This window comes from Ralstonia sp. VS2407, assembly GCF_052950655.1.
Window position 1 is genome coordinate 1 of the sequence record NZ_JBRFVG010000093.1, and the last position, 593, is coordinate 593.

General features: G+C 68.3%; 1 protein-coding gene. It reads right to left on the reverse strand.

Annotation, left to right across the window (positions count from 1 at the left end; all coding sequences use genetic code 11):
- Positions 1–593, reverse strand: a 593-nt coding sequence (locus ACU8YE_RS24015; protein WP_446929858.1) for an alpha,alpha-trehalose-phosphate synthase (UDP-forming), incomplete at both ends; no start/stop codon positions are given.

The window sequence follows — 593 nt, forward strand, 5'->3', positions numbered from 1 at the left end:
CCGACAGATCGTTCTTGCGCAGCCGCGCGATGTTCTCCGCGTGCCGCGCCTGCCGCTCCTCGAGCGGCATCGCGAGCGCGCGCTCGAGCGATTCGGCCATCTGCGACAGATCGAACGGGTTCACGAGCAGCGCGCCCGGCAGCTCGGCCGCGGCGCCCGCGAACTCGGAGAGCACGAGCACGCCCGGATCGTTCGGATCCTGCGACGCGACGTACTCCTTCGCGACGAGGTTCATCCCGTCGCGCAGCGGCGTCACATAGCCCACCTGCGACAGCCTGAACAGCGCCATCAGCAGATTGCGCTCGTACTTGCGGTTCAGGTACTGGATCGGCGTCCAGTCGAGCTGCGCGAAGCGCCCGTTGATGCGCCCCGCCTCGCCTTCGAGGGTCTGACGGATGCGCTGATAGGTCTGCACGTCGGAGCGGGTCGGCGGCGCGATCTGCACGAGCGACACGCGCCCCTGCCAGCCCGGCGCATTCGCGAGCATCCGCTCGAACGCCTGGAAGCGCTCGACGAGGCCCTTCGAGTAATCGAGGCGATCCACGCTGATCACGAGCTTGCGCTCGCGCATCGTGTCGCGCAGCGCCTTCAAC